This is a genomic window from Lwoffella lincolnii (genome assembly GCF_002014765.1).
Lineage (GTDB): Bacteria > Pseudomonadota > Gammaproteobacteria > Pseudomonadales > Moraxellaceae > Psychrobacter > Psychrobacter lincolnii.
On sequence record NZ_MUYT01000002.1, the window covers coordinates 64,102 to 82,407 of the forward strand.

General features: G+C 44.7%; 13 protein-coding genes. 3 read left to right on the plus strand and 10 right to left on the minus strand.

Annotated features, from left to right (window positions below):
* The first annotated feature begins 62 nt into the window (after positions 1–62).
* On the plus strand, positions 63–950 hold the full coding sequence (locus B0682_RS01630) for a fructose bisphosphate aldolase (protein ID WP_078306365.1): 888 nt from the start codon (positions 63–65) through the stop codon (positions 948–950).
* Here the strand turns inward: B0682_RS01630 and B0682_RS01635 are convergent.
* The 4 genes from B0682_RS01635 to B0682_RS01650 form a co-directional block, all read right to left on the minus strand.
* Positions 947–1,855 (minus strand): uroporphyrinogen-III synthase, encoded by a 909-nt coding sequence (locus B0682_RS01635; RefSeq protein ID WP_078306366.1) that lies wholly within the window; start codon positions 1,853–1,855, stop codon positions 947–949. The genes B0682_RS01630 and B0682_RS01635 overlap by 4 nt on opposite strands.
* Positions 1,852–2,817 carry a hydroxymethylbilane synthase gene (gene hemC / locus B0682_RS01640; protein WP_276206612.1) on the minus strand — a complete coding sequence of 322 codons (966 nt, stop codon included), beginning with the start codon at positions 2,815–2,817 and terminating at the stop codon, positions 1,852–1,854. Before hemC ends, B0682_RS01635 begins: the two co-directional genes overlap by 4 nt.
* A 20-nt stretch (positions 2,818–2,837) precedes the next feature.
* Positions 2,838–3,575: a LytR/AlgR family response regulator transcription factor gene (locus B0682_RS01645; protein WP_078306367.1), complete on the minus strand. Its 738-nt coding sequence runs from the start codon at positions 3,573–3,575 to the stop codon at positions 2,838–2,840.
* Between the two features lie 182 nt (positions 3,576–3,757).
* Positions 3,758–4,873 (minus strand): histidine kinase, encoded by a 1,116-nt coding sequence (locus B0682_RS01650; RefSeq protein ID WP_158077838.1) that lies wholly within the window; start codon positions 4,871–4,873, stop codon positions 3,758–3,760.
* A 179-nt stretch (positions 4,874–5,052) separates the two neighbouring features.
* Between B0682_RS01650 and argH the strand changes: the two genes are divergently transcribed.
* Complete coding sequence (argH, locus tag B0682_RS01655; RefSeq protein ID WP_143823235.1) at positions 5,053–6,426, plus strand: argininosuccinate lyase; 1,374 nt, start codon at positions 5,053–5,055, stop codon at positions 6,424–6,426.
* A gap of 106 nt (positions 6,427–6,532) precedes the next feature.
* Here the strand turns inward: argH and B0682_RS01660 are convergent, their stop codons facing one another.
* From B0682_RS01660 to B0682_RS01685, 6 genes are all read right to left on the minus strand, one after another.
* Entirely contained in the window at positions 6,533–9,604 is a 3,072-nt protein-coding gene (locus B0682_RS01660; protein ID WP_078306370.1) for an efflux RND transporter permease subunit, read from the minus strand.
* Positions 9,604–10,950: an efflux RND transporter periplasmic adaptor subunit gene (locus B0682_RS01665; protein ID WP_078306371.1), complete on the minus strand. Its 1,347-nt coding sequence runs from the start codon at positions 10,948–10,950 to the stop codon at positions 9,604–9,606. Before B0682_RS01665 ends, B0682_RS01660 begins: the two co-directional genes overlap by 1 nt.
* An 82-nt stretch (positions 10,951–11,032) precedes the next feature.
* The gene (locus tag B0682_RS01670; protein ID WP_078306372.1) at positions 11,033–11,986 is read right to left on the minus strand and encodes a hypothetical protein; all 954 of its coding nucleotides are present in this window, start codon (positions 11,984–11,986) and stop codon (positions 11,033–11,035) included.
* A 64-nt stretch (positions 11,987–12,050) separates the two neighbouring features.
* Positions 12,051–14,192: an ATP-dependent DNA helicase RecG gene (gene recG / locus B0682_RS01675; protein WP_078306373.1), complete on the minus strand. Its 2,142-nt coding sequence runs from the start codon at positions 14,190–14,192 to the stop codon at positions 12,051–12,053.
* Positions 14,193–14,197: 5 nt separating this feature from the next.
* Entirely contained in the window at positions 14,198–14,836 is a 639-nt protein-coding gene (locus B0682_RS01680; protein WP_078306374.1) for a hypothetical protein, read from the minus strand.
* Positions 14,837–15,173: 337 nt separating this feature from the next.
* Positions 15,174–15,917, minus strand: coding sequence for a BamJ family beta-barrel-assembly machinery protein (locus tag B0682_RS01685; protein ID WP_078306375.1), 744 nt, complete (start codon positions 15,915–15,917; stop codon positions 15,174–15,176).
* A 720-nt stretch (positions 15,918–16,637) separates the two neighbouring features.
* On the opposite strand from B0682_RS01685, the gene B0682_RS01690 reads away from it, so the two are divergent.
* Complete coding sequence (locus B0682_RS01690; protein WP_078306376.1) at positions 16,638–18,212, plus strand: mechanosensitive ion channel; 1,575 nt, start codon at positions 16,638–16,640, stop codon at positions 18,210–18,212.
* Positions 18,213–18,306: the final 94 nt, after the last annotated feature.

Here is an 18,306-nt window from a genome sequence, read left to right on the forward strand (position 1 = left end):
CATTTTTATAATAATACTTTGTTAATCACATGTCTGTTATCACACATCATTGGAGATTTTTTATGAATGACGACCAACAGCAACGTATCCAAAACGGCACAGGCTTTATTGCTGCTCTAGACCAAAGTGGTGGTAGCACACCAAAAGCCCTTGCCATGTATGGTGTTACTGAAAAGGAATATCATGACGACAAGGAGATGTTTGCCAAAGTGCATGAAATGCGTACTCGCATCATGACATCAGATAAGTTTGATGGTGAGCGTGTGCTTGGGGCGATTTTATTTGAAGACACCATGGACAGACAAGTCAACAATAAGCCCACCGCTAACTATCTGTGGGAAGATAAAAACATCGTACCATTTTTGAAGATTGATAAAGGTTTGGCTGAGCAACAAGCCGATGTGCAAGTGATGAAACCCATTCCTAATTTAGCAAGTTTGCTACAAAAAGCCAAAAATTACCCCATCTTTGGCACAAAAATGCGTTCGGTCATTCATGCTGCCAATGTGGACGGCATCGAAATCGTGGTACAACAGCAGTTTGACGTTGCTAAGCAAATTTTGTCTGAAGGTTTTATGCCCATCGTTGAGCCTGAAGTCAATATTCATGCCAAAGACAAGCAGGAAGCTGAAGTTATCTTAAAAGCTCAAATCTTGCGTCAGCTAGAGCGATTGACTGATGACCAGCAAATCATGCTGAAATTGACCTTACCAGAACAGGCAGGCTTTTATGATGAGCTGGTTAATCACCCCAAGGTATTAAAGGTGGTGGCGTTGTCTGGTGGCTATTCTCGTGATGATGCTTGTCAGCGTCTCAGCGAAAACAAAGGCATGATAGCCAGCTTCTCTCGTGCCTTTACCGAAGGCTTAAGTAAGGGACAGACAGATGCCGAGTTTGATGCGACCATGGATAATTCGATTCAGCAAATTTACCAAGCATCTCACGTTTAACCAAGCCGTTGATATTGAATAAGAATGTGCTGCGGTTCAAGGCTGTCTAACATGGTCACATTCAGTTGTTGCTCACTTAGCATGGCACACAATCTGTTACCCAGCGCCAAATAACGATAGCAAGATAAATTGGCATGGTCAACCAATCGCTTATCATTTAATGACTTATGTGGTTGCGTTTGCAACCACCTTTGCAACCACACAGACAGATTTTGACAAATCTTTTGCCAATGCTCAAAACTTTCACCACTGCTAATCAGCACGGTGGCCAGTGCGTCTGTTTGCTCCGTACGGTCATCATTTGGCAGATGAGTTTGTGTTACCCAATCAGCAGTTACCCAATTCACAAAGGTGGCTTGCGTCTGCTCTGGCAGTTGACGTTGGTAAAGTGGCACGGTATCTACTTGCACGCCCCGCTTGTTTAACGTATCTATCAACAATTGCCGACCACCAACCCCACGACAGATAAGCACTCGCTGTCCTGCTTGTAGCATGGCAATACAAGGCATCGCTAACATGCCTTCATTATTGTGTGTCGTGGGAATTTGTATGGCGTAACCTTGTTGCTGCAAACCTTGTTGTTGCAACACGTCTGCTGTGGCGTGTCCAACTGCCACCAATATGGGGGGTTGGACTGACATCGATGTTTTTGCCAAGCTTGTTTTGGCGTTTGTGCTTGTTGAAAAGTTGGCCAAATGTTGCAAAAACAGCTTGGCGGCGGTTGGGCTAACGACAACCATCACATCATAATCATGCCATTGCTTAAGTGTGTGATGGTCAACATCGCTGAGCGTGCGTGGTTGTGTGGCAAGCAATGGCAACTCTAACACATCAATGCCTGCTTGACGCAGATGCCTGGTTAATGGCTTGGCCCTATCTGTTGGGCGTGTGTTAATCAACGTCATTGCTGGCGGTAAATCTCTTTTAAAATATCATCTGCTCCTTGAGCCAGTAACGCTTTAGCCACCGTGATGCCCATGGCGTTGGCAATGTGTTCATTTTCCTGAGCATCATCAGTTAAGGCATTGGTTTGTTGAGCTTTGAGTAACACGTTGCCATCAACACTGCCCACTCGCCCTGTTAATGTGAGCTTATCATCTTCAATCACGGCAAACCCTGCTATCGGTACTTGGCAGCCCCCTTGTAGGTGGCGATTCATCGCTCGCTCAGCAAGCACACACAGACGGCTTGGCTCATGGTTAAGTGGCTTTAATAAGTTCAACACGTCCGTATCATCAGCTCTACATTCAATCGCCAACGCTCCCTGCCCCACGGCTGGCAAACTGATGTCAGTATCAATCTCATGACAGATACGCTCAGTCAAACCCAGTCGCTTTAAGCCACTGGTCGCCAAAATAATGGCATCATAGTCGCCATTATCCAGTTTTGCCAAGCGTGTGCCAACATTGCCACGCAGGCTGATGATGTTTAAGTCTGGACGGTATTGCTGAATTTGACATTGACGGCGTAAGCTTGATGTGCCAAGCGTTGCCCCTTGTGGTAAGTCATCAAGGGCAGAAAACTTATTGGACACAAAGGCATCTGTCGGTTGCTCTCGCTGGCAGTATGCACCTAAAGTTAAGCCATCTGGCAAATCCATTGGCACATCTTTTAAAGAATGCACCGCAATATCGGCTTGTTTTTCATATAAGGCTTGCTCTAACTCTTTGACAAACAAGCCTTTACCCCCGATTTTTGCCAATGGGGTATCTAATATTTTATCGCCTTTGGTAACCATGGTAACCAGATTAATGCTAAGTTGTGGGTATAACGCTTGCAATCTGGTTTGAATGTGTCTTGCCTGCCACAGTGCCAAGGGGCTTTGGCGAGTGGCAATGTTTAAGGTGGTGGGGGTTGTCATGACCATAAAAAATTCAGCCTATCTGCCTACATGTTTTGCATTCTTTCACGCAACATTGGCAAATGTCGACGGCTGACCGCCAATACGTCATCAATGCCTTTAAAACGCACCTGATATTGTCCTGCATCGATACTTTCTAGCATTTGCATGTGATTTAGGTTAATTAAGGCATTGCGGTGAATGCGAAATAATTCATGTTCAAACTCTTGCTCAAGCTCTTTTAGCGTATCATCAATCAACACCATGCCATTTTTATGACGCAGTTTGACGTACTTTTGGTCAGCGGTAAAATACAGCACATCGGCTAAAGCAATCAGCTCAACGCCACGATGTGTGCGAGCAGCGATGTGTTGGCGAGCAGGTTTGTTATTTGATTCTTCCATTTGTTTGATGGCAAACATCTGAGCGGCGTTGAGTTGTTTGGCTTGGCTTAATATCTCAAGCAATTCATCTTTGTTGACAGGCTTGAGCAAATAGCCGATGGCGTTGGCTTTAAAAGCTTTAATGGCATAATGTTCAAAGGCGGTAACAAAAATGATGGCAGGGGGATGTTCAAATTTAGCAATCTCGTTGGCGGCTCGGATACCGTCTAACTCTGGCATTCGCACGTCCAAAAGTAGCACATCGGGGGTATGTTCTTTGACCGCATCAATGGCTTCATATCCTGTCTTTGCCATGGCGACGACTTCGTGGCCGCCTTCTTTGATTATCCTTGCCAGACGCTCACGTGATAACGGCTCATCATCGCAGACCACTACTTTCATAGTTCACTCCTATTCATACGTTACTTTTCATGCGTTACTTTTATATGTATTGATGGCATGTTGTTTGCTGATTTTTTTTAAAACTTTTTGACCATTTGTTTTTATGTCATCAGATAGGTTACGAGATGTTAACAACAGATGCAACTTTATTTTTATTCATGATTTTTTTATCTGATTTAGCCTTATTCCATCTGCCATGTTTTGCATACGTCATTGTCAACCGCTGTGTCAAATAGGCAATATTGAATATTGGTAACGATGTGATTGTCATGGATATTGGTGATGATGCTCGCTTGATTACCAAAAAATACCTGTAATTTTCTTTCTTGAATGGAGAAATCCAACCGATCCAATAAATCATGACGCATCATCAGCAAATCTTTAGGCAGTTGTAGGCTTACGTCGATGTTAACTTTATGATTCTGCCATGTCATGCTGATGATAAGCTCAATCTCTTCCACCGTGTGTTCCACCACTTGGTTGAGCAGTTTTTCAATGATGCTTTGTAAGGTCATGCCACAGATGGTCATGTCATATAGTGTGTCTTCATCAGGTAAATGCCACTTAACTTTCAGCTTATTTTGAAATCGCATGTCATCAATTTCTAAAAATACTTTACACACGTGAATTTCAGTGTCCATGCCAATTTCTTTAAACTTAGAAAAGCTGGCACGAAACAGCTCAGAGACATTGCCCAGCATGATAATGGCTTTGTCAGGATTGGTCTCCACCAACGAAACCAAACCATTGATGGTGTTAAACAAAAAATGCGGAGCGATACGAGCTTTGATTTGGTCATTTTGCATCGCAACTTCTATATCAAACATTTTTTGTAGCATCATCAAATCTTGATGGCGTTTAAGATAATACAATAAAAACAGGATTGTGATGCCAGTGGTTACAATAATGTCAATCAGTATGTTAACGATAGCATAAAACACATCAGCAACATGCCCATACATCAATAAAGGCAATGCAACATGTGCCAAAAGCCCCACAAGTAATGCACTGACAATAAAGATAAGTGTTACCCAAACGCACGCCACTAAATGATGTAAATTGAATAACATGGGTCTGATGCTTTCATACACAAACAGCCCAATATAAGCAATCAAAGAAAGCAACAGCATGTCAATAAATAACGTTGATAAAAACTCCATATGGCTAATTTGTATGTCATGAGCCAGTCTGACTAACGCCATCAGCAACCCCCACAACGCACCATAAATGGGCAAATAAAATGACCGCAACAACGCTTGCTGACTGGGTAAAAAAAACGCCAATTTTTGCATTAGCATTTCTAGCTCATCGTTTGCTATACTCAATGCACCATTTTTTTTATTAAGCTTAGATTGATATGACTGCCAATAACTTTTCACACCCAACTCACCTTATGAACGATTACCGCTTAGATTCTAACACAACTGCCAAGGTTTCTATGTCCGCTTTACCCACAAATACGACAAACCCATCTAATATGTGGGGTGGGCGTTTTCGTGAAGCGACAGATGGCTTTGTTGCCCAATTCACCGCATCGGTTAATTTTGATAAACGCATGGCAAATCATGACATTGATGGCTCTATTGCCCATGCCACCATGTTGGGGCATTGTGGCATCATCACAACCGATGAAAGCGATAAAATCATAGATGGTCTACAAAAAATCAAACAACAGATTGCCAATGGACAGTTTGATTGGTCGGTGGCGTTAGAAGATGTGCATATGAACATAGAAGCTCAACTGACCAACATGATAGGTGATGTCGGTAAAAAACTGCACACAGGGCGAAGCCGTAATGACCAAGTGGCGACTGACATTCGGCTTTATTTGCGTGAGCAGACCGATGTGATTTTGGGATTATTAAAACGCCTGCAAATCGGCTTGCTTGATTTGGCAAGCCAGCACACCGATACCATCATGCCAGGATTTACCCATTTGCAAACCGCTCAACCTGTCAGCTTTGCTCATCATGTGATGGCATGGTTTGAGATGCTGATTCGTGACAGTGAGCGTTTTATTGCCACTCGCAAACGCATCAACCAAATGCCATTGGGCAGTGCAGCCTTAGCAGGAACGCCTTATCCGATTGACCGTACCATGACAGCCAAGCTTTTGGGCTTTGAGGGCATTTGTCAAAATTCACTTGATGCGGTGTCTGACCGTGATTTTGCCATTGAGTTTGCCAGTAATGCCAGTATTTTAATGATGCACCTGTCTCGTATGAGTGAAGAGATTATCTTATGGATGTCGGCTCAATTTGGCTTTGTGCAAGTGCCAGACCGCTTTTGTACAGGGTCATCTATCATGCCCCAAAAGAAAAATCCTGATGTGCCAGAGTTGGTGCGTGGCAAAACCGCACGGGTGTTTGGTCAGCTGACCACCTTGCTTGTGCTGATGAAAAACCAACCCTTAGCATACAACAAAGACAACCAAGAAGACAAAGAACCGCTGTTTGATTGTGTGGACACTCTGACAGGCTCACTTTTGGCATTTGCAGACATGCTCCCAAACCTTGTGCCAAATAAAGACAACATGCGACAAGCCACGTTAAAAGGTTATGCCACGGCAACCGATTTGGCGGATTATTTGGTCAAAAAAGGCTTACCCTTTCGTGATGCTCATGAAGTGGTGGGAAAAGCTGTGGCACTTGGGGTAGAAAAGGGCGTAGATTTGTCTGAGCTGTCGCCAGATGAACTGGCCAGTTTTAGTGAGTTGATTGCTGATGATGTGTTTGATTGTTTGACATTGGAAGGCTCATTAAACGCTCGCAATCACATCGGTGGCACTGCCCCCAATCAAGTAAAACTGGCGATTGAGCGTGGGCGTGAGCGGGTTGAAACATTGTCATAAACATTGTCATAAACATTGGCGTAAGTAGGTTAGAACGTTGGGTGGCAAACACCAATGGTGAAATTCACAACCCAACGTTTTTTCCCTAACGTTCTTTCCCTAACGTTTAGGCTCTTTTTGCTCTGGTAAAACGAGCCATCAACAGGGACAAATCATCCATCAACGTATACACCACAGGAATGACCACCAAGCTTAAAAACGTTGAAGTAACCAATCCCCCCAACACCGCCGCCGCCATCGGTTGACGAAATGTGGGGTCATGGTCGCCAAATCCCAATAATAAAGGCATCATACCTGCTCCCATGGCAATGGTGGTCATGATGATGGGACGAGCCCGTTTATGGCAAGCATCAATCAACGCAGGCAACCTTGCTAACCCATATTCGGTTTGGGCAATGATGGCATAGTCCACCAATAAGATTGAGTTTTTGGTGGCGATGCCCATCAGCATGATAAAGCCAATCATCGATGGCATCGACAAGCTAGAGCCTGTCAACAGCAAGCCAACAAACGCCCCTCCAATGGACAAAGGTAATGCCACTAAGATGGTAAACGGTTGTAGCACCCGATGAAACAGCAACACCAACACGCCAAAGATACAAACTATCCCCACACTCATGGCGATGACAAAACCTGTGAACAATTCTGTCATGTTCTCCGCTTGCCCTTCATCAATCATGGTCACGTCATTGGGCAGGGCTTGTAAGCTGGGTGTGGCTTTTACTGCTGCTACCAAAGGACCCAGCTCACCTGTGGCAGACTGCACGGTAATGCGTATGGCACGCTCTCTGTCAAAACGGCGAATCTCAGCAGGCCCATTGCCAAATTGTAGTTGAGCCACATGTGCCACTTGCACGCCTTGCCCCATCGCTCGGTTACTGGGAATATACAAATCACCCAGCTGATTGATGTTGGCTTTTGCATCATCAGGCAAACGCACCACAATGGGGATTTGTCGAGTGTCTAAGTTGAGTTTAGACAAACGTTGTTCATAATCTCCCAATGTGGCAATACGTAAGGTATCAGCGATGCTTTGAGTGGTTATGCCTTTATCTGCCATTGCCAAACGGTTGGGTATGACAGTCAGCTCTGGACGGGGTAGACTAAGATTACTGGTCACATCGCCTGCCAGCGACAGCTGACGAATGTCATTCATCACCTGTTGAGCGTACTGATTTAACAGAACAGCATTACTGCTGGTGAGTTGAAAGCCATAGCCACTTTCACCACCACTGGACAAACCCACCGTAAATCTTGCCCCCGGTACTTGGCTGATGGCTTGGGTTATCTGCTGTTCTATGTCAGTTTTACTCATTCGTTCGCCACGACGCTCAAGGATAATGTCAAGGCTTGCGGTATTTTTGGCTTGTCCTGAACCACGGTGAGGACCTAAGTGAGTTTGTGGTTGACCGATGGCAGCCATGATGCTTGCAACGCCATCAATGTGTTTAATGGCATCTATCGCCCTATCACTGACCGCTTCGGTGTCTTCTAAAGTGGCATCAGGGGTTAACTCAATGGCAACACGAGTTTGATTGATGTCATTATCAGGAATAAACGCACTGGGCAACAGTTTTGCAAGACTGACTGATGCCACAAAGAACACTAAGGTAAAACCAAGCGTCAGCCAACGATGACGCAATGTCCAGTTAACTACCTTCAGATAGCCTGTCATCAACTTGCCATCTTTTTCAACTTTATCAGGCTCTGGTTTTAACAAGTACGCCGCCATCATTGGGGTAATTAAGCGTGCGACTAACAGTGATGCAAAAATTGCCATCGCTGCTGTCCAACCAAATTGGCGAAAAAACTGCCCAACCACGCCATTCATAAATGCCGTGGGTAAAAATACCGCTATCAATGTGAACGTGGTGGCAATCACCGCCAACCCAATTTCATCAGCCGCTTCCATTGCCGCTTCATAAGGCGACTTACCCATGCGTAAATGACGAATGATGTTTTCAACTTCCACGATGGCATCATCAACCAAAACGCCCACCACCAAAGACAATGCCAGTAAGGCAATGATGTTCAAACTAAAGCCAAACAACCACATGCCCAAAAATGTCGGAATGATGGACAATGGCAACGCCACGGCTGCCACAATGGTTGCTCGCACATTGCGTAAAAATAAAAACACCACCACCACCGCCAAAATACCACCTTCTAATAACATCTGCATCGATGCCTGATAGTCTTCTGCCACAGGCGTGGCGGTGTCAAACACTTTATCCACATGAATGTGTGGCATGTCTTTTTGTAGCTGTGCCAAAACAGCATCGACACGTGTCGCCACATCCACCTCACTTGCCCCTCGTGAGCGACTGATATTAAATGCCACCACGGTTTTATCATCAAGTTTGGCAATCGATGCTGGTTCTCCTGCACCATCGGTGATGGTTGCCATGCTCGCCAAGCTTTGAGCATCGCCTGTGGGTAAGGCAACTTGCACATTACCCAATTGTTGCACATTATCCACCGCTCCTAAGACTCGGATATTTTGGGTGCGTTTGCCCACTTTGGCTTCACCGCCTGATGTGTCTTGCTGCATGCCTGCTATTTGCTCAGACAGTTGACTGATGGGCAGTTGCAGGGCATTTAGGCGATTTGGGTCAACAGCGACGGTTATCTCACGGTTAAGACCACCAATACGCGCAATCTGCCCCACCCCCTCGATGTCTGATAAATGCTTAGCGATGGTATCATCAACAAACCAAGACAAATCTTCCACGCTCATGTTGTCTGCTGACACGGTATAAGTCAGAACAGGAAACCCTGCGGTGGTTATTTTGGTGATGATGGGGTCATTGGCAGCAGCAGGTAACTCGCCTTGCACCTCACCCACAGCAGACCGCACATCGTCCACCGCTTCTTGAATGTCTTTTTCTAAAGTAAATTCAGTACTGATGGTGGCAGCCCCTGTTTGTAGCACCGTACGCATGTGCTTGACACCCTCAATATTGGCAATTTTGTTTTCAATTTTTTTGGCAATGTCATTCTCAAGTTGACTGGGGGCAGCACCTGGTAAGGTTACGGTTACCACCACCCCAGGAAAATCAATGTCAGGAAACTGTTGGACTTTCATCTGCTGAAAACCAAATAAACCACCCAAAGTCAATAACACAAATAATAAAATCGCCACCAAAGGGTTACGAATGGAATAGGCAGAAAAGTTCATCAGTTGCCTACTCCCATTGATTTAGAATGTGTTTGAGCTTGTGCTTGACCAGTGGCTTGTGCTTGAGCAGCATTGACATCAGTAACCACTCGTACTTTATCACCGTCATTTAAAAACCCACCACCTTGGCGGATAATCAAGGCATTGTTTGGTAATCGTGAATTGACCACCACTTGCTTATCTATTTGCTTACCCAATTCAACTTTTAGGCGTTCGACCGTGCCTGTACGACTGCCATCTTGGTCGCTGATGTCTTTCACCAGCATCAGATACTCATAACCATCATGACTAACCACTGATGCCACTGGCACAACCGTCTGTGGCTGGCTGTCCATGACAAATTCACCACTTAATAACATGCCCGCTTGTATTTGTCGGCTATTTTCTAAAGTGGCGGCCACCATCATGCGACGGTCATCGGCAACTTTTGGGGAGATGCGAGTCACTTTGCCATTAATCCAGTCATTGCTTGGTGTTTTGACGATGACGGGCATGCCGACTTGGATAAGCTTTAACTGTTCTGGGTCAACCTTAGCTTGCCATTCCAGCACGCCTCCTTCGATGATGCTAAACAATGCCTGTTGTGGCACACTGCCAATTTGTGCGTGTTTATTGCTGATGATGCCACTGACAGGGGCAATGACTTTGCTATCACGCAAGGTCAACTCAGCCCCATTTAGACGAGCTTGGGCAGAAACCAAAAGTGCTCTTGCCTGCTCAGCGGTACTGACATAGCGATCCACTTCTTGCTGACTGACAGCGTCAATGTCCAATAGTGGTATGACCCGCTCTGCATTGGCAACCGCATTGGCATGGTTGGCTTGGGCTTCCACAACGCTTGCTTGGGCTTCGATGACATTTTGCTCAAGTCCTTTTGCATCGAACACCGCCAACGTCTGCCCTGCTTTTACCCAATCACCTTCATCAACCAATATTTTTTCAATGGCAACCCCATTAACTCGCCCACTGACGTTGGCAATGCTCTTGCCTGCCACCGTGCCATCTGCCAACAGGTTGTTGTCCACATCTTGGCTTGTGGGTGAGATGACTTCCACGGTCAATACCGCAGATTTATCAGTGCCAGTGGGGTTGACGGCTGTTTTGTCTGTGTTGGCCATCGCTTGATTGGAATTTTTGCCTTGCTTACTGCCCCAATGATGCCCCAGCCCCAAGCCCACCAACAACACGGCCATCAAACCAAGCACATACGCCCAAAGATTGGGGGCGGATTTTTTAAATCCATGATGTATGGGTTGAGTGTGATGGCTGATGCTCGGTTCATGACGGGTTGCGTTATCATGCTTTGGCTGTTCAGCGGATGACTGTGGACGTTGTGGCTCGTGCATGGTCGCTTCCTTTATGTGTTTTATGTGTATGTGTGTGTTGCTGATATGCGTGATATGTTGCTGATTGAAGGTTCTGACTTGATTAAAATAAGGTTGCCGTATCACCAAAGGGCATCACCTTGACTTGATGGGTTTCTAATACCGCCTTGTCTTCTGGAGTGTGTGCTGGCCAAATTTTATTTTCATATGCCAATATCCATTGATACAAGGGTGTTTTGATGTCTTTCATTGACACGTTAAGCACTTGCCAACCTTCTTCTTGACAGTGAACAGACTGTGATTTTTCTTCTTCACTAAAACACGCATTATAACTGTAATGACCATCAAAAGGCACATTGGTAAGTACCTGCTCATGCTTGCCGTTGGGCAATAACTGGATAAAGTCTGCTGACCGTTCACGGGTTACCCCACCGTCAAATGAGATGTCTATTTGATTGATTAAAGCGATGGCCGTCTCAGTTTGGTTAATTGGATACAGATTTGGGGCAATAAACAGCAGCGGGCTGTCAGTTTTTATGCCAGTGTTGTCGCCAATACCATCACCAATATTATCGCCAATATTATCACCAATGTTGTCATCGCTCACACGTTGATGCAAATAATTGGTAAATTGCCACTGTCCCAGCAATTTATCATCTTTGTCTTCCACACCCTTAGCGGTCATGTGATGGTCTTGCATTTGTAGTTCCACAAATTGCGGTGTACTGTCAATCAAATAATAATGATTTGGTCGCTGTTGGTTAGGCAGTTGCCACAGTTTGGCATCAGTGGCACAAGTCATGTTAAAACGTTGGCAAATCCCTTGCACCCCACTGTCTTTCAATTCATGACCGTCTTTCAATTCATGATTAAATTCAACCGCCACCAAACCAATCGGCTCAATGGCATGACTGAACATCGGCAACATGGACCATGGCATCAACACCGAACAAATGACTGGCTTAAACCATTTTTTAGACAGTTTTTGCCTGATTTGCCTGACGAATGATTGGAGAATAACCGCATAAAAAGTGGCAAATAACACCATATTATTCATGGATTGATACCTCTGGATTTTTTCATACTTTTGTTTGTTTTCATGCTTTTATTTGTTTTCATCTTTAAACATGACCAAAACGGCTTGCTTTTGGTATCCAACGTTCAATCAGTTTGATGATGGCTGGGTGGTTGTCTTTGTTTGCCAATAACCGTTTTGCCAACTGCGTGGCCAAAGTCAATAGCGTTTCATCACGAGTCAAATCTGCCACATAATATCCCACATTGCCTGTTTGTCGTTTGCCAAGCAGCTCCCCCGGCCCACGGATTTGTAAGTCTTTTTGGGCAATGACAAAGCCGTCATTACTGTCTCTTAGTACATTGAGTCTCTCAATTCCTGTGGCAGACAATGGCATTTGGTACAATAGCACGCAAAAGCTTTTTTGACTGCCTCGCCCCACTCGACCTCTGAGCTGATGTAACTGCGACAGCCCCAAACGCTCGGCATTTTCGATGACCATCAGTGACGCATTTGGCACATCTACTCCCACCTCAATGACCGTTGTCGCCACCAATAAATCCAGCTGACCTGCTTTAAATGCCTGCATCACCGCTTGTTTTTCAACCGCTTTCATTTTTCCATGCACAAGACCAATGCGAATGTCAAGACGCTCACATAAATCGGCATAAGTCGCCTGAGCTGCTTGGGCATCAAGTGCGGTTGATTCTTCCACTAAAGGACAAACCCAATAGGCTTGCTTACCCTTAGCACAGTTGGCAGCGATTCGCTCTATCACCGCATCACGGCGGTTACGGTCAATGGTAACGGTGGTAACAGGCGTACGCCCTGGGGGCAACTCATCGATGATGGACGTGTCCATATCACCATAGGCACTCATGGCAAGGGTTCTTGGAATGGGGGTGGCGGTCATCACCAGTTGATGTGGTGTACTGCCCATGACCCCTTTGTCAGTCAAGGCTTTTCTTTGTTCTACCCCAAAGTGATGCTGTTCATCAATGATGACCAAGCCCAGTTTGGCAAAACTGACCTGCTGTTGAAATAACGCATGCGTACCAACCACGACCTGCACATCATTATCAACCATGGCTTGTCGCATTTGTTGACGCTCTTTACTGCCTTGCTTGCCAGCCAACCACCCAACACCGATACCTAACGGCTCAAACCAATCTTTGAAATTATTAAAATGCTGTTCTGCCAATATCTCAGTGGGTGCCATCATCGCCACTTGCCAACCACTGTCAATGGCATGACACGCTGATAATGCCGCCACCAACGTTTTGCCTGCTCCCACATCACCTTGTAGCAACCTAAGCATAGGAACAGACGTGGTCAAGTCATTGACAATCTCACTGACCACCCGCTGTTGTGCTGATGTCAGCAGATATGGCAACATCTGAATCAACGCATCTGCCGACGGACTGTGAAACTGGCATTTGGGTGCTTTATGAGTGTGCAATTGTTCACGCCGTTGCAACAAACTTAACTGATGGGCAGTCAGCTCTTCTAAAATCAGTCGCTGACAGGCAGGGTGAGTGCGTTCACGGATTTGGCTTAAAAGTCGCTGTTGATGCCCGATATTGGCATAAATGGGCGGTGTGTGTAATAACGTCAATGCCTCAAACAAACTCAAATCAAACAAGCCATGATGTTGAGAATGTTGAGCCATATCCATGCCCACACGCTCATCGGTGAACAGATTGAGCATCTGTGACTGATTTTTAGCTTGTGATGCCCAAGTTGCCAATGCCAATCGCATCAATGTGCGAAGTTTGTTTTGGTGCAAACCTTTTACCGTCGGATAAATTGGCTGTGGCCCTATCTGTGGTAACGGACTGCCAATCACCACTTCAGTGTATTCAGGGTGGTGCATCTGTGTGCCATAACGGCTCATCTTCACCTCCCCAAACACTCGCAACCGATTGCCCACCTGCATGGTCTGAGTAAGCCCACGATACACCTTAAAAAAACGCAACTGTAACTGCCCACTGGCATCTGCCAAAATCACCGTCATGCCACGCTGGTTATTGTTCACATGCAGGATTGTTCCTTCCACCAGCACCGACTGCCCCGACTGCACACCATCAATGGTACACAAACGACTGCGATCTTCATAATCTCTGGGCAGATGTAAAAGTAAGTCAAATAAACGGTGAATACCCAAATCAGCCAACTGTTGGGCAACCTGACTGCCAACCCCTGTCAAAGCAGTAACAGGCTTATCAATGACATCAAACCACTCAACCAAAACGACTACTCAACCACCACACGATAGCTGACGTTGGCAGTTTGGTTAAGCCCCACATCTTCAATTTGCCATTGTAGGGCTTTATATTGACCTAAGAGAATGGGCTGAATTTGTCCACCCACTTGCGTACGCAAAGGCATGGGATAAAAGTTTTGTCCATCAACACTGCCCATGGTCGCTTCTGGGCTAACCGCTCCCAACAGTTGAACACCATTGGAAATGGTGATATTGGCTTTCATGGTACGGATACGGTCGTTATTGGTGTTGGTTAAATACACATGATATTCAATGACATTACCCCTGACCAGTTGGGTCTGTGCATTCAGTGGCATAAACACTTCTTGTCCGTTATCATTACTGACAAGTTGGGCGGTGGTGTTTATGGTGATGCCATTAACCCCACCAGTACCACCATTTGACGCATTTACCCAATTGGTTGCAGGTTGGGTGCTGGGTAGCGGTTCTGCTGTGGCTTGACTCATCATCAATGCAGTGGCAGACAGCATACCCACTGCCATGACCACGGAACGATGTGCCAAAGAACGTAACCAGCTTAGAGAATTTAGCGAACTTAAAGAATTTAAAGTAAAATTGGGGTTAAGAATTGGGATAAGAGGTGAAACATGGCGGTTCTGATGCTTCATGGTGGTATCCTTAATATTAATAAAATGAATGTTGATAAAAACCAATAAAAATTAATCACAGAAAAGAAATGCTAACCATCATAACAAACCCAAGCAAAGCTTAGGCAACATAGTTGTGTGCGTTATGTATCATATTCACCTCTTTAACTTCACTTCTTTAACGAAAGTGAATGATGAGAACGGAAATTAAACACAAATAATTAAACACAAATACAGTGGCATCATGGACGCAACATGACACAAAAACGCCCAAAAAACGCCAAATCATGTTGGCGTTTTTTAGGCGTTTTTTGCTGATGTTGTTGGCGTTGTTGACACAATCCAACCCACAAAACGATTAAGCAGAGTGAAAGTCCAACAGTTCAACCTTAAATATCAACACACTATTGGGTTCAATCCCCGGATTACCCGCCTCACCATATGCCAAATCAGACGGAATATAAAGCTCGTATTCTGCCCCTTTTTTCATCAGTTGCACGCCTTCTGTCCAACCAGGAATGACTTGGTTTAATGGGAACTCAATTGGCTCACCACGTTCATAAGAGCTGTCAAATACCGTGCCATCAATCAGCTTGCCTTCATAATGTACCTTAACCATATCAGTCGCTTTTGGTGATGCACCACTACCTTCTTTGACCACTTTATATTGTAAACCTGAATCGGTGGTCTGTACCCCTTCTTTGGTTTTATTCTCTGCCAAAAACTTCTGCCCCTCTTCTTTATTACTGGCGGCTTTGGCTTCCATCTCTTTTATCAATTCAGCTTGTTTTTTCTCTTGATAACTCACCAACACCTGTTGCATCTGCTCTTGGGTAAGAGCGGATTCTTTTTCTTCATAACCATCACGAAAACCTGTCTCAAAGGCATCAAGGTTTAAATCATCAACCTGACCTTTATTACCTTCTGCCATCATATAACCCAAGCTATAGCCCACTTTTTCAAGCTCAGGCGACTCATTGGTGATGGTCATGGTGCTTTTAGTGGCTTGGGCGGTTTGGGCTTGCTGACCACCATTGTTACAACCAAATAAAAACACACTGACCCCCATGGTCATTGCTGTCAAAACTGATTTATTACGCATAGTTTATCCTTAATGATGCCCAAATGACCGCTGATAAACACACCCTTGATAAAAAACAAAAAAATGGCCATCAAACGCCTTTTGGCATATAAACATTTAGCAAAATTTGCTGTACAAAACTTATCAACATTTATCAAACCTAATATTATCAAGCATATTTTGACAACATCAAGGTGAGTTGTCAAAAAAAAGTGTTGTAAAAGTGTTGTCAAAAAGTGGCGTGATGAGTCATCAAATTAGAGTCAGCAAGCAAGTCAGCAGGCTTTATTTGCTTTTTTGTCTGCCTATTTTTTGATAGAACCATGTTAGACAACTTTTGATGACTTTTAAGTAAGGAATTGTTGTGATTGACTGACCACACTGACCACTAAAAATTTTATCAAGTTTTTTTAGCCTTGCAGTATTAATGATGGCAGTATGTCAGATGCTAGTGTTTGGAACATCACTCTGTTAAAATCGTCAGCATAACCACCATCATATGTTGATACGCATGATGTGTTGATATCATGACACATGGATATATGACACATTGATATATGACACATATGTTGACACATTGACAAACTCTGTCAAACCCCATCGTCAAACATTTCACCGTCTTACCCCATTTTAGATGGCAAATTCTCATTTGCCCATCAGTTCGGTTAGGACAACTTTTTTTTAGCAATAAGTTTTTTAGCAACAAGTTTTTGAAGCGACAAACTCATTTTTGGAGACAGTATGAACAACACATTGGGTTGGTTTAACCACAACCTGGCAGGACCCATCGGCTCTGTGATTGGGGCAATTGTAATATTCATCTTTGGCTGGATTGTTGCCATGATTGGCGGTGCGTTGATACGCAACGTCTTGGCAAAGGTCAATCTCAATCAACGCATCAATTCATCAACAGGCAAGCAACACGACATTGAGAACATCATCTCTAAGGTGGTGTTTTGGTTTATCTTTATCATCGCCATTTCTGGGGCGTTAAATCAGTTGAATCTTGATTCAATTTCTACCCCATTTGCCAATATGGTCAACCAAGTGTTGTCCTTTATCCCTAATTTCATTGCCGCAGTTGCCATTGGCGTGGTCGGCTGGGTTGTGGCGACGGTGGCTCGTACCGCCATCAGCACCGCATTGTCTAAGACCACCATGGATGAGCGATTGAGTGCCGAAGCTGGCATACAGCCTTTGAGTAGCACCATCTCTGATGTGGTGTATTGGTTTATTTTATTAATATTTTTACCCATGATATTGGGGCAGTTGCGTTTGACTGGCTTGCTTGAGCCTGTCAGTGGCATGGTCAGCAAGATGCTAGACTTCATTCCCAATATGGTCATCGCCGTGGTCATTTTTGGCGTGGGTTATGTCATCGCCAAAATTTTACGCAGCATCGTTACCAACTTGGTATCCACCCTCAATATCCAATCAGTTGCCAATAAAGCAGGTGTTAGCAACGACACCAGCATTGCCAATATTGCAGGGACGTTGGTGTTTTTGGTGGTTATCATCTCATCGTTGATTGCGTCTTTAGATGCCCTAAAAATTGAGGTCATCTCACGCCCTGCAACCAACATGCTTAACCAAATCATGCAAGCCATTCCTAACATCATTGCTGCCGCTGCCATTTTGGGCATTGCTTATTATGTGATTAAGTTTGTTGCCAACATTGTTGCTAACTTGTTAGTCAACACTGGCATTAATGAATTACCTAACAAAGTTGGTGTGCAAGACATCTTGGGTGAAAAGCGGGTATCTGATTTGGTTGGTATGTTGCTGGTTTTTTTCACCATGTTATTTGCGTCTATCGAAGCGTCTAATCGCTTAGGCTTTAACCGTGTGAGTGACTTAATTTCTCTGTTCATTACTTTTAGTGCTGACATATTGTTGGGTGCGGTTATCCTATTTATTGGGTTTTGGCTGGCCAACCTCATCGCTGGCATGGTTGAACGCTCTGAAAAAGGCTCACAATTTTTAGCCAACATCGTGCGTGTGCTGATTATGGGCTTGGTACTTGCCATGGGTCTAAAAGCCATGGGCATCGCTGACTCGATTGTTAACTTGGCATTTGGTCTAACCTTAGGTGCGGTTGCCGTGGCATTCGCTTTGTCCTTTGGGTTGGGTGGTCAAGAAGCTGCCGCTCGCCTATTACGCAACATGCAGGATAAAGCCGAGCGTGAAGCCAACAAAATCAACAATGCGTCTGAGTCCACCCACATCACTCAAGGCAATGATAATGTTCAAGGTGTAAATGCCACATCAACCACGTTTCATCAAACCAGCTCGTTCAACAGCGAAGACCTAAAATAAACATCAGCGGTTGATGCAATGTTGATGCCATAAAGCTGACACAATAACGTTGATACAAAAAAAAGGGAGACTGTGGTCGCCCTTTTTTATTTGT